The following is a 13,157-nucleotide window of genomic DNA, read 5'->3' on the forward strand; positions in this document are numbered from 1 at the left end:
AATATGGGAACCTCATACGTGGGCTTAAAGCTAATAATTACAAGATAGAAATTTAAAGCGCTCTTGTGAAGAAATTAAAGTATAGCATTGGAGATTAAAGGGTAGGGTATGGATTGAATTGATCTATAAAAGTCTAAATAAAAGTCCAAGTATAAAAAACTTATCCTCAAGACATATCTTTTCTTGTACATGTTTTTTAAACCTTATTGTACAAATGTGTTTCCAGAGGGCGTTTTTTGAATTTGTGTTTATAAAAATACAGAGGGAGTAAAAATAAAAAGCCTTGATACAATTATTGGGGCTTTTTTGTTTTAATTAACTTTAGTATGTTTGCTGCCTAATGGCTCCATAGTTCAAGGGATAGAACAAAAGTTTCCTAAACTTTAGATCCAGGTTCGAATCCTGGTGGAGTCACTGGAATTATTTATATAGACTTGTTTTGTTAAACAGGTCTTTTCCGTTTTATGTCTTTTCTGTTTACTTAAAATTTTCATCAATTAGTATTTCAACAGATTTTGATAATCTAATTTGATTGAAAGGAATTCAAAAATGAGGAATATGTATCATTCTCATGAGTATAATAACCTCTTTCAAATTCAATAGACCTTAAACTTCAAAAAGAGAGCAATTATAAAAGCCACATAATAAATTATCTCATAAAAACTTATATTATAGAAATTTCAGTATATTTACAAGACTAACTAATACTTGAAATTATGGATATTAAAAAAACCGTTATTAATCTTTTAGTGTCACTTATTCTTTCACCAATTATTATTTACATTGTTCTTACAATAGCACGGTTAGCGGGAGCTGATTATGAAATGACCCATGGTGAAACTTGGATAATTTGGGTTCTTATGGCTATTTTAATTAACATGTCGATTGAAAAAAAGGGCTCTTAAATTATATTGACAAAAACACAAAAGTCCAACCGTAAATGTTGGACTTTTTTTATGCAATAAACTTAGCCGCTTTTATTATTGAAAGTAAAAGATTTAATGTATTAGTTTTAATGTTAGAGGACCTGTTTTACAAAGCCGCTTTCACGGCTTCAACAGTTTTTTTAGAATTACCTATAAAAATATCATTATCAATTACAAATACGGGTCGACTTAAAAATGTATAGTGTTCAAGCAAATAGTGCTTATAATCCTTCTCCTTTAGAGCCTGATTTTTTAAGTCCATTTCCTTGTATAATTTCGCACGTTTGCTGAACAAGGCTTCATAGCTTCCGGTAAGGGCTTTCATTTCTTCTAATTGCTTTACGGTTATGGCTTCGGTTTTAATATCCTGTAAAATAAATTCTGTAGATAAATTCAATTCTTTTAAGATCCTAATACAGGTGCTGCAGGTCTTTAAATAATATACTTTTTTCATTCTATATAATATATATCTAAAGGGCAAATTTAACTATTACTTTAGTAACCACTTTGTTAGTCTAAATATTTTTTTCATTTGTTTTTTGTGAATTTTCAAATAAAAAAATTCATGTACTTTTATCGAAAAAATGAATAATATGGATTTTGTGTTTCAAGTTTTAAATAATACCCGAGTAATTTTTAAAGAAATAATAGAGAACAATACCCTTAAGGATCTAAATAAAGTTCCAATGGGATTTAACAATAATATTATTTGGAACATTGCACATGTAGTGGTTTCAGAACAGTTATTAGTCTATAAATTATCGGGGTTGGAATCGACCCTTTCAGAGGATATGATTAATAAATATAGAAAAGGGAGTAAACCAGAAGGTGATTTAAATCAAGAGGAAGTAAATAAGATAAAAGACTTATTGGTTTCAACTATTCAGAAAACTAAAACTGATTATAATAAAGGGGTTTTTAAAAATTATAATCCTTACACTGTTTCTACTACAGGAAATATCTTAAACAATGTAGATGAAGCTTTGCAGTTTGTAGCTATTCATGAAGGCCTACATTACGGCTATGTCTTAGCCCTTTTAAAGGCAATTAAAAAATGAATTGTTTGTATTTCAAATTAGAAATAACTTGTTGTTTAGTCTAGGTAATAAATATAGCCAAAATTTAACCATATAAGCCAGTCATTAAATTTGTTATAGCTGAGCTTGTGGTTAAATCCATCAACCCAATCGTTAAAATAAAGTTGCCAACGCAAATCCAATAGTAAATCAGACAGTACTCCAATTTTATAACGTACCCCAACACTGGTTACCATGGACCAATCGGAAAAAGAATTTGTGTTAATAGGATATTGGCGAGTTTCTCCTGGCTGTAGTGGAGGTAATAAACTGTCGTTTTGATACCAAAATTGATAAATATTTCTGCCATCAAAAACATTTCCGTCACCATAAGTTGTACTGGCTTGTGGAGAAGATGAGGTATAATGAATACCTAAACTTACATAAGGTGCCAACAAATAACTAAACGCTTGAAACGATCTAATGCTTCTTGGAAAATACTCAATTTGAGTACCTATATCGAAATTTTCGGCAACACCATGGTGAGCTCTCAACTTATCGGCATCAGGTGATGTATATATTGGTCTTACCCACTCCCCGTGGTGGTCTAAAACAGTATAGTTCCAAGATATTTCATTTCGTAGTTTAAAATGGTCATTAAAATAGGTGTCGGTAGAATAACAATTACAATCGGCACGATAAGCAAAGTTTATGTAGTGAACAATGCCAATACCAATACCTGAGTTCCCTAAATTAGTTGCTTCATCAAAACGACTTCCAAAGTCCGCTCGAAACTCAACAGGGCCAGCTATAACACCTATTTCATGTGAAAACCCAAGTTGAGAATGCGCTATTGAACCGAAGACTACTACGAAAAATACTGTAAAAAAGCGTTTTAAGCTAAGCATATTATCGGTATTTCTATTGGGGAATTACATAAACAAAGATATAAAAACCCATTTAACATTCAAATAAGAGTAAAGTTGTCTATAGCCCATAGACAAAGTTTATTACGAAATTCAAAAAAAAATAACGTAAATTTTAAAGATAACGTATATTTGCGCATCAAAAAAACGCGTATTATTAATTACTTTTAATTTTTTGCATAGATGAAAAATAACATTGAAGCATTTATGGATCTTGTAAAACAACGTAATGGTAATGAACCAGAGTTTTTACAAGCTGTTGAGGAAGTTGCTGAAACTGTAATTCCTTATATTGTTGAACATGACATATATTATGGTAAAAACATTCTATTAAGAATGGTAGAACCAGAACGAGTTATAAGCTTTAGAGTGTGTTGGGTAGATGATGAAGGAGAAATACAAGTAAATAGAGGTTATAGGATTCAAATGAATTCGGCTATTGGCCCTTACAAAGGGGGTTTACGTTTTCACCCAACGGTTAACCAAAGTATTTTAAAATTTTTAGCTTTCGAGCAGGTATTTAAAAATAGTCTTACCACATTACCAATGGGTGGCGGTAAGGGTGGAAGCGATTTCGACCCTAAAGGTAAAAGCGACAATGAAATCATGCGTTTTTGCCATGCTTTCATGGGTGAGCTATTTAGGCACATTGGGGCGAACACAGATATTCCTGCAGGAGATATTGGTGTAGGTGCGCGTGAAATAGGATTCCTTTTCGGGATGTATAAAAAGCTAAGAAATGAGTTTACGGGTGTGTTAACTGGTAAAGGTTTGTCCTGGGGAGGGTCTTTAATTAGACCAGAAGCCACTGGATATGGTACTGTGTATTTCGCACAGAACATGTTGGAAGTTAAAGGCGATAGTTTTGAAGGAAAAGAAGTGGTTATTTCAGGTTCTGGTAATGTGGCACAATATGCAGCAGAAAAATCGTTACAGTTAGGAGCAAAAGTACTAACCTTATCTGATTCTTCAGGATATATTTATGATGAAGAAGGTATAGATGCTGATAAATTAAAGTTTGTGATGCACCTAAAAAATGAAAAGAGAGGAAGGATTAGTGAATATATTGACCAGTACCCTAAAGCTAAATTTGTAAAAGGCGAAACGCCATGGAGAGTTAAATGTGATATAGCCCTTCCTTGTGCTACTCAAAACGAATTAAATGAAGAAGACGCTAAAACGTTAGTGGACAATGGTTGTATTTGTGTAAGTGAGGGTGCCAATATGCCTTCAACCATGGAGGCAGTACATGTTTTCCATGATGCAAAAATTTTATTTGCACCAGGAAAGGCATCCAATGCTGGAGGTGTGGCTACTTCTGGATTGGAAATGACCCAAAACTCCTTAAGGTACAAATGGACTAGAAGCGAAGTAGATAACAAATTAAAGGAAATCATGTCGGATATCCATCAGTCTTGTATTGAATACGGTACCGAAGAAGATGGCTATATCGACTATGTAAAAGGAGCCAATATTGCAGGCTTTGTAAAAGTAGCCGATGCCATGTTAGCTCAAGGAATTGTTTAATCTCAAGATTAATATCAGTTTTAAGCCTCCTAATTTTAGGAGGCTTTTTAATTTATATGATTTCCAACCATATTTCGTTATATATAAATATATTTGAACAACGAAAAAATGGTATGTACAGAAAAATAGCTTTATTTGTATTTGGAGCATTTCCTTTGTGGGTCTTGTCACAAGATTTTTCGAACCTATGGGAAGGTCACTTTTCTTATTATCATGTTTCTCAGGTAGTACATGGAAATAATAAAATTTATGCCGCCACAGAAAATGCTATTTATAGCTACGATACCCAAACTAATGAACTGGGAACCATTACTACAATTAATGGCTTGTCTGGACAGACGATTTCTACAATAAGTTATAGCGAAATATATGAACTCTTAATAATAGGTTACGAAAATGGACTCATTGAAATCCGTTTTGATAATGATGATGAAGTGCTCTCGGTAGTAGATATAATAGAAAAACCAACAATTTTACCAGAAAATAGACGTATTAATCATTTTAATATTGAAGACAACTGGGTTTATATTGCTACAGATTATGGTATTTCGGTGTATGATTTGGAACGTTTGGAGTTTGGAGACACCTATTTTATAGGAAGTAGTGGGGAACAGATTCAAGTTACTCAAACTACAATTTTAGGGGATTATATCTATGCATCATGTCTAGGAGATAATGGTGTAAGGAAAGCCTTATACACAAATCCAAATATTATAGATTTCAATAATTGGCAAACTGTAGCAACAGGGAATTTCGTTGCTATTGAAACAGCTGCCGATCAGCTATATGTCATTAATACAGCCAGACGAATTTATAGTTTGGGTAATGATGTTTTGACGGAGCGTTTTCTATATCCAAATCTTCCTTTAGATATGAAGTTTGTTAACGATTACCTCTTAGTGGCTACTAAAGATAATGTTTACATTTACGATAATAATTTTACGTCGATTACCCAAATTTCTGATGACACTATGTTTGCTACCGATTTTACCTCGGCAATTATCGATTTGGACTATGTTTATATTGGAACTACAAGTTATGGTATGTTTAGGGTTCCTTTATCAAACTTAACTTTATTTGAAGAAATTAGACCAGAGGGGCCTTTACGAAATGATCCTTTTGCTTTGCAGGCTGAATCTAATGGATTATGGGTTACCTATGGTGCACATGATATATTTTTAAACCCTTATCCTTTAAACAGTCGTGGGTTGAGTCATTTAAAGGATGGTGAATGGCTTAACACACCCTTTAGTGAACTTTTAGGTGCTAGGGAATTAAAGCATATTGCAGTTAATCCATCCAATAACAATCAGGTTTTTATTGGCTCTTATATTGATGGACTTTTAGAATTAAATGAAGGTGTAGCTACTGCTTTATATGATGAAAACAATAGTGGTTTAGATGATGCGTTTTTCCCTAATTTACCAAATTATACGGGAGATATTAGATTATCCGTTGCTACTTTCGATAGAAATGGATTATTATGGACTTTAACCAACTTTGTGGATCCAGCTATTAAAACTTTTAACCCTTCAGCCAACAGATGGCAATCCTATAGTATAGAAGCGGCAGTAAAAAGTGACAACAATGGGTATACAGATTTGGTTATTGGTAACGATGGAACCAAATGGATAGCAACCTATGAATATGGGTTAGCCGCGTTTAATGAGAATAATGGAGGGCAACAGGTTAAAGCAATAAATGAAGAAGATGGTAATTTGCCTTCAAATTATGTTACAGCACTTGCTTTGGATAAAAGAGGAGCATTATGGATAGGGACTTTTAAAGGTTTGCGTGTATTGTATGCCACATCAAATTTTTTTACTGATGAGGTTGAAACTGATGAAATTATTATCTTAGAAGACGGTATTGCTAAAGAATTGTTGTTTCAGCAACAAATAACGGACATTAAGGTTGATGGATCAAACAATAAATGGGTTGGGACAGGAGATTCAGGATTATTTTATTTTTCATCTGATGGGCAAGAAACCATATTTCACTTTACAACCGATAATTCACCATTACCATCCAATGTAATCAATGATATTTCTTTGGATGATGCTAATGGCATAGTACATATAGCAACAGGAAGAGGGTTGGTGTCATTCAAGTCTGGGGGGTCTAGTCCGTTTGAAGATTTGGAGAGTGCTTATGTATACCCAAACCCCGTAAGACCCCAATTCGATATTGTAGAGCAGAAAGTTAAGATAAAGGACATCTCAGAAAATGTAAACATTAAAATAACCGATATTGAAGGGAACCTAGTGGCAGAGGCGCAATCAAGAACTAATTTACGTTACAATGGCTATAATCTAGAAATAGATGGTGGTACTGCTTATTGGAATGGTAAAAACTTAGCTAATAATATGGTGGCATCTGGTGTTTACCTTATTATGCTTTCAGATTTAGATACTTTTGAGACTAAGGTCTTAAAATTAATGGTTGTTAGGTAATGCTTGTTTCTACAAAAGCTATTGTTTTATCTAAAGTTAAATACAGGGACAGCGATTTAATCGTTAAATGTTACACTGAAAAAATAGGTATTGTTAGTGTAGTGCTTCGAAATGTATTGAACAGTAAAAGAGGTAATGCTAAAGTTGCTTATTTTCAGTTGCTGTCCCAATTGGAAGTTGTAATGGTTTATAAAGAGAATAGGTCATTGCAGGCCATTAAAGAAGTTAAAACAAGTCACTTATATACTTCTATTTATACTAATGTGTTCAAAAGTGCAATTACCATGTTTCTTGCCGAGATTTTATCTAGTGTTTTAATGGAGGAAGAAGAAAATAAAGTGTTGTTTAGCTTTTTGGAAACTACTTTTCAGTGGCTCGATACTCACTCTGAGTATGCAAACTTCCATTTGCTTTTTTTATTGAAACTCACCAAATACTTAGGATTTTATCCAGATGGTAATGCTTTAGGGGGCAATTTTTTTGATTTACTGGAAGGAAAATTTGTTCCGAAAGCTGGATATGCTTACACTAAATCGGATGATAATATAGTGCTTTTAAAACAACTGTTAGGCACGACATTTGATACGATAAATACAATAAAAATCAACGCTAAGCAGAGACAATCCTTTTTAAATATGATGTTGCATTATTTTGAGTTACATTTGGGTAGTTTTAAATATCCCAAATCAATGCAAGTTTTTAATCAAGTTTTCAATTAAAACATGAAGCTTTTTCAATATATATTTTTCCTTTTGTTTGCTACTGGGATTTTACAAGCACAGCAAATAAAAGTTCTAAATAGAATTACTGAAGAACCTGTTTATGGTGTTGCCATTTATAATATTGACAAATCTAAAAGCATCATCACAAACTTTCGGGGAGAAGCTTCCTTAGAGCGGTTTTCTAGTTCGGAAGCTATATATTTTCAACATTTAACGCATGTTTTAAAAGTGTTGAAGAAAGAAGAAATAGACGAAAGAGGTATTGTTTATTTAGATTTGAATACGCAAGGTTTGGAGGAAATAGTAGTTTCAGCTTCCAAATTTGAGCAAAATAAGCGTGATATACCTCAAAAAATTATTAGTATAAATGCTGGAAGAGTTACATCTATAAGCCCTCAAACTAGTGCTGATTTATTAGGTAATACAGGACAAGTATTTGTACAAAAAAGTCAGATGGGTGGAGGTAGTCCGATGATTAGGGGATTTTCTACAAACCGACTCTTAATAACAGTTGATGGTGTTAGAATGAACAACGCCATATTCAGAGGGGGAAACCTACATAATGTTATTTCTATTGATCCATTTACAATTGAACGTACCGAAGTAACTCTTGGAGCAGGCTCCGTTATTTATGGTAGTGATGCTGTAGGAGGTGTTATGAGCTTCTATTCACAAACGCCACAATTATCCTATAGAGATTCTTTATTATTTAACATGAATGCAGTAGCTCGATATGCTTCTGCTAATAATGAAAATACTGGTCATTTCGATTTCAATTTGGGTTATAGAAAATGGGCTTTTCTCACTAATGTGAGTTATACGGATTTTGATGATTTAAAAATGGGTAAACATGGCCCAGAAGATTATTTAAGGCCTGAGTTTGTTATACGAATTAATGATCAAGATCAAGTGGTTCAAAACAGTGATCCCCTGGTCCAAAATTATTCAAGCTACAATCAAATAAACCTATTGCAAAAAATACGTTATCGAGCTAGTAAAGATTTAAATTTTGATTTAGGATTGTATTATACAGCAAGTTCCGATATTCCGCGATACGACCGTTTAATTAGGTACAAGGGAGATAACCCGTATGCAGCCGAATGGTACTATGGTCCACAAAAATGGTTTATGTCCAATCTGCAAGTCACCAAGTTGAGTAGCGGATCTAATTTATATGATAAAATAAAGGCTACCTTGGCGTATCAAAATTTTAAGGAAAGTAGGGTAGATCGAAATTTCCAATCTAACTTAAGATACATTAGGGAAGAAGCTGTAGATGCGTATTCGGTCAATTTCGATTTTGAAAAAAGACTGAGTTTGAAAACGGAGTTTTTTTACGGTGTAGAATACGTATCCAATAAGGTGCACTCTAACGGACAAGAAGAAAATATAGAAACCAATACGTTCTCTAAGGATGTTTCAAGATATCCTGACGGAGCAACGTGGCAATCGGCAGCGGTATATACCAGTTTAAAATATAAGCCCAACGTTAAATTTGTATTTCAATCAGGGTTGCGTTTTAACCATATTGTTTCTAAATCTAATTTCAATGAAAATAATGTCTTTCTAAATTTACCTTTTGAGTCGTCTGAAAATAAATCTGGTGCGCTAACAGGAACAGCAGGAATCACTTGGATGCCTAATTCTGTTCTGCAGTGGCGTTTAAATGCATCTTCTGCATTTAGGGCTCCAAATATTGATGATATAGGTAAAGTGTTCGATTCTGAACCGGGTTCTGTGGTTGTACCTAACGAAAATTTAAAACCGGAATACGCTTATGGTGGTGAACTTGGGGTAAAATTGCATTTTAAACATGTGGTTTTTGATCTTAGTTCCTATTACACCTATTTAGATAATGCGTTAGTGCGTAGGGGATTTACTTTAAATGGTGAAACCCAAATCGATTACGATGGCGAATTAAGTAATGTGCAGGCCATTCAAAATGCTTCAAAAGCATGGATATATGGATTTGAAATAGGTCTTGAGGCACAGCTTGCCAGAAATCTTAAGCTAAAATCACAATATAGTGTTATAGGTGGTACTGAAGAAGAAGATGGTGTGGAGGTCCCCGTACGTCATGTTGCACCAAATTTTGGAAATACACACTTAGTATGGACAACTAATAATATTAAGGTTGATGCTTTTGTAGACTATAATGGCGAGTTCTCATTTAATGAGCTAGCACCTTCCGAAGCCAGTAAAGATTATCTCTATGCTTCAGATGATAATGGCAATCCGTATTCACCTTCTTGGTATACGCTAAATTTAAGGACACAGTACCGTTTTAATGATGCTTTATTGCTTATTGTTGGTGTTGAAAATATTACGGATGAACGCTATCGTCCTTATTCTTCGGGGATAACGGCGGCCGGAAGAAACTTTATTTTGTCCTTAAAGTATAGTATTTAAGGTGAAGTTTATTAGTTTTTTGAAATCTGCACTAATGAGGAAAATGATTTTGATATTATTTTTGATGGTTAGTTTAGTAACATTTTCGCAATCAGAAAAAGTAGTTGGTGATTATAAAATCACATTGGGGAATAAAGAAAACCATTTAATAGAATATAAATTGGTTTTAAATAGAGATCATACATTTTTTTTCCGTGCTTTTACTGATATGAAAAAAGGAATTCCACCTAAAGTGAATACATATGGGAAAGGGACATGGGCTTTTGAAAATAATATAGTTTCCTTTTCTGCCGATAAAACCACTGACTTTAATGATAAATACACGTTAGACTTTAACAATACTCAAGCTAGATTTGTTACAAAATCACCAAGGGATAAAACCAATCGGGATATAAAAACAAAATTAAGGTTTTTTAAATCTAATATTTTTTGGATGCAAAGAATCGATCTTTTTAAAGAATAAGACTATTTCACTTTAATAATGTCATTAATATTGGTCGTGTAACGTGGCGATAGACGTTCCTGTCGCATTTTCCAAGTACGTTTTAAATCTTGGTTGCCCAGTTTAATTTTATAATCGGCATACTTTTTATTTAAACGATCTATAGTGCGCATTAAGGGTTTGTGCTTAGGGTTTTCGTTGTAAAACAGCTGTAATTGATGGTTATCTGTAGGGACTAACCCCATAACAATGACACCTGCTCGTTTATAGTATATGCCGGGTTTGTAAATAGAAATAACGGCTTCAATGGCGCATTGGCCTATTATAAGAGATGAATCAGTAGGATAGGGTAAACTTACTATTTTGCTGGCACGGTGTTGTTGGACGTCTTTTTTATGTCTGTCACTACTTAGCATAACATACACCATATGGCAACTAGAGCCCTGTTTACGTAGTTTTTCGGCACAACTTGTTGCAAAAGTAGAGATGCGTTCTTTAATGTAGTTAATGTCGGTATAGGTAAAATCGAAACTTCTAGTTGTGGCTATGGCTCGTTTGGCTTTAACATCGTCCAGTTTTAAGGTGGGAATACCTTCCAAATCTTTTTTGAGTTTCCATTCGGTAATAGAAAAGGTGTTACGTACCCAGTCATCAGGGAGTTCTACAAAGTCATAAGCCGTTTTGCAGCCTTTAGCTTTTAGCCGTTTGGATAAACCCCAACCTATGCCCCAAACGTCCTCAATTTTAATCCATTGCAATGCTTTAATGCGCTTTTCTTCAGTATCTATTACACATATTCCTCCTGTTTTTTTAATGTTTTTTCTAGCAATTTTATTGGCTACTTTGCTCAATGCCTTGGTTGGGGCGATGCCCACACAAGTAGGAATGCCTGTCCATTGTAAAATGTGCTCCCTAATTTGCTTACCATAATTGTTAAAATCATAATTATCGAAACCTTTAAATTCTAAAAAAGCTTCGTCTATACTATACACATCAACATCGGGAGTAAATTGCTTTAAAATAGACATCACCCGACTACTCATATCGCCATAAAGTGGGTAGTTGGACGAAAACACTTCAATATGATTAGCCTTACAAAAACCTTCCCATTTAAAAATAGGAGCACCCATGGGCAAACACAATGCTTTGGCTTCATCGCTTCGTGAGATTACGCAACCATCGTTATTGGACAAAATAGCGATGGGTCTATCTCGTAAATTTGGGTTAAACACGCGCTCGCAGGAGGCATAGAAATTATTACAATCTACTAGTGCAAACATAGTTGTAAAGATACAAGGAAATAGATTTTGTTTTTAAATTTCCAGACCAATAAAATTTGGACAATGGAAGACCCTAAATAATTATGAGTATCTTATCTTTTTTCATCAACTATAGATTAATGATGATAAGATATATGGAGTTAATTTATGATATGACAGGAACAAGCATTGGGAGCTTTACTAAAGATATGATTATAAATAGATAGATATAAAAGCAACAAAAGAAACGGGTGTCATAGTTTACTCTAATTAATTGTTACATTTGTTTCCATGGATGCATTGCCACAGAATCTTCAGCGAAAACTAGATGAAAGACAGGCTATAAACTCTTTACGTCAATTGGATAAGCCCAATCTTTTGGTGGATTTTTCCTCTAACGATTATTTGGGGTTGGCAAGAGATAAGGACCTATTTGAAGCTACCCATGAGTATTTAAAGCACCACAATATAACCCAAAATGGAGCGACAGGATCTCGTTTGCTCTCTGGAAATCATCCACTTTATTCAATTTTAGAAACCGTACTTAGCGAATTTCATAACAGTGAAGCCTCTTTAGTTTTCAATTCGGGTTACGATGCCAATTTAGGATTCTTTTCCTGTGTACCACAGCGTGGCGATGTTATTTTGTATGACGAATATATCCATGCCTCAATTAGGGATGGAATAAAGCTTTCAAATGCGCAGGCCTATAAGTTTAAACATAACGATTTAGAAACCCTAGAAAAACTAATGCTTCGTCATTCTGAGGCCGTTTCAGTATCTCATCAAAATATTTATACAGTGACCGAATCTGTATTCTCTATGGATGGTGATTCGCCAGACTTGGTTAACCTTGCTGAATTGTGTAAAAGGTATAGAACGTATTTAATAGTAGATGAAGCCCATGCCGTAGGAGTTTATGGAACAGATGGAAGAGGATTGGTTCAAGAGTTAGGATTAGAACAAGATGTTTTTGCCCGATTGATCACATTTGGGAAAGCCCTAGGTTGCCATGGTGCAGCTATATTGGGGAATGAAATGTTAAAATACTACTTAGTTAATTTTTCCCGTAGTTTTATTTATACCACGGCATTACCACCACATAGTTTGGCAGCTATCCATATAGCTTATAATGAACTTGCCACTTTGAACAATGACGGGAAATCCCATCATAATATTCAAAAGTTACATCAAAACATCCAGTTTTTTAAATTAGAAATTAAACGATTGCATTTGAAGGAGTATTTTATAGAAAGTCATTCGGCAATACATTGTTGTGTTGTACCGGGAAATGATAAAGTTAAGTCAATTGCGGTTAATCTTCGAAACAAAGGGTTTAATGTAAAGCCTATTTTATCGCCTACTATTCCAAAAGGACAGGAACGTTTAAGATTTTGCTTGCACAGTTATAATTCAGAAAAAGAAATTACAGAAGTTTTGGAGTTGTTGAGTACTTTTGCATTTTAATTGTTTTCCT

At 34.0% G+C, this 13,157-nt stretch carries 11 protein-coding genes and 1 tRNA gene; 9 read left to right on the forward strand and 3 right to left on the reverse strand.

Translation table 11 applies throughout. From position 1 onward, the window contains the following. The first annotated feature begins 342 nt into the window (after nt 1-342). Nucleotides 343-414: transfer RNA gene (locus MR053_RS03825), tRNA-Arg, on the forward strand. A 302-nt stretch (nt 415-716) separates the two neighbouring features. Next, the gene (locus MR053_RS03830) at nt 717-905 is read left to right on the forward strand and encodes a hypothetical protein (RefSeq protein ID WP_242131130.1); all 189 of its coding nucleotides are present in this window, start codon (nt 717-719) and stop codon (nt 903-905) included. A 127-nt stretch (nt 906-1,032) separates the two neighbouring features. Here MR053_RS03830 and MR053_RS03835 read toward each other — a convergent pair whose 3' ends face one another. After that, nucleotides 1,033-1,380, reverse strand: a complete 348-nt coding sequence (locus MR053_RS03835; protein WP_242131131.1) for an arsenate reductase family protein — start codon at nt 1,378-1,380, stop codon at nt 1,033-1,035. A 130-nt stretch (nt 1,381-1,510) separates the two neighbouring features. Between MR053_RS03835 and MR053_RS03840 the strand changes: the two genes are divergently transcribed. Then, nucleotides 1,511-1,984, forward strand: a complete 474-nt coding sequence (locus MR053_RS03840) for a DinB family protein (RefSeq protein WP_317221703.1) — start codon at nt 1,511-1,513, stop codon at nt 1,982-1,984. Nucleotides 1,985-2,019: 35 nt separating this feature from the next. Here the strand turns inward: MR053_RS03840 and MR053_RS03845 are convergent, their stop codons facing one another. Beyond that, nucleotides 2,020-2,850, reverse strand: coding sequence for a THC0290_0291 family protein (locus tag MR053_RS03845; RefSeq protein WP_242131132.1), 831 nt, complete (start codon nt 2,848-2,850; stop codon nt 2,020-2,022). Nucleotides 2,851-3,051: 201 nt separating this feature from the next. Between MR053_RS03845 and gdhA the strand changes: the two genes are divergently transcribed. The 5 genes from gdhA (at nt 3,052) to MR053_RS03870 (ending at nt 10,442) form a co-directional block, all read left to right on the forward strand. Further along, nucleotides 3,052-4,395, forward strand: a complete 1,344-nt coding sequence (gene gdhA, locus MR053_RS03850; protein ID WP_242131133.1) for an NADP-specific glutamate dehydrogenase — start codon at nt 3,052-3,054, stop codon at nt 4,393-4,395. Nucleotides 4,396-4,508: 113 nt separating this feature from the next. After that, the gene (gene porZ / locus MR053_RS03855) at nt 4,509-6,848 is read left to right on the forward strand and encodes a type IX secretion system anionic LPS delivery protein PorZ (RefSeq protein WP_242131134.1); all 2,340 of its coding nucleotides are present in this window, start codon (nt 4,509-4,511) and stop codon (nt 6,846-6,848) included. Continuing rightward, a complete protein-coding gene (gene recO, locus MR053_RS03860; protein WP_242131135.1) occupies nt 6,848-7,567 on the forward strand; it encodes a DNA repair protein RecO in 720 nt (239 codons plus the stop codon). The genes porZ and recO overlap by 1 nt, the downstream gene beginning before the upstream one ends. A gap of 3 nt (nt 7,568-7,570) precedes the next feature. Beyond that, nucleotides 7,571-9,979, forward strand: a complete 2,409-nt coding sequence (locus MR053_RS03865) for a TonB-dependent receptor plug domain-containing protein (protein WP_242131136.1) — start codon at nt 7,571-7,573, stop codon at nt 9,977-9,979. Nucleotides 9,980-10,022: 43 nt separating this feature from the next. After that, nucleotides 10,023-10,442 carry a hypothetical protein gene (locus tag MR053_RS03870; protein WP_242131137.1) on the forward strand — a complete coding sequence of 140 codons (420 nt, stop codon included), beginning with the start codon at nt 10,023-10,025 and terminating at the stop codon, nt 10,440-10,442. 2 nt (nt 10,443-10,444) lie between these two features. Here the strand turns inward: MR053_RS03870 and MR053_RS03875 are convergent, their stop codons facing one another. Next, nucleotides 10,445-11,701, reverse strand: coding sequence for a Y-family DNA polymerase (locus MR053_RS03875; RefSeq protein WP_242131138.1), 1,257 nt, complete (start codon nt 11,699-11,701; stop codon nt 10,445-10,447). A 270-nt stretch (nt 11,702-11,971) separates the two neighbouring features. Between MR053_RS03875 and MR053_RS03880 the strand changes: the two genes are divergently transcribed. Next, nucleotides 11,972-13,147: an aminotransferase class I/II-fold pyridoxal phosphate-dependent enzyme gene (locus MR053_RS03880; protein WP_242131139.1), complete on the forward strand. Its 1,176-nt coding sequence runs from the start codon at nt 11,972-11,974 to the stop codon at nt 13,145-13,147. Nucleotides 13,148-13,157 lie beyond the last annotated feature (10 nt).

This window comes from Aestuariivivens marinum (assembly GCF_022662175.1).
GTDB lineage: Bacteria > Bacteroidota > Bacteroidia > Flavobacteriales > Flavobacteriaceae > Aestuariivivens > Aestuariivivens marinum.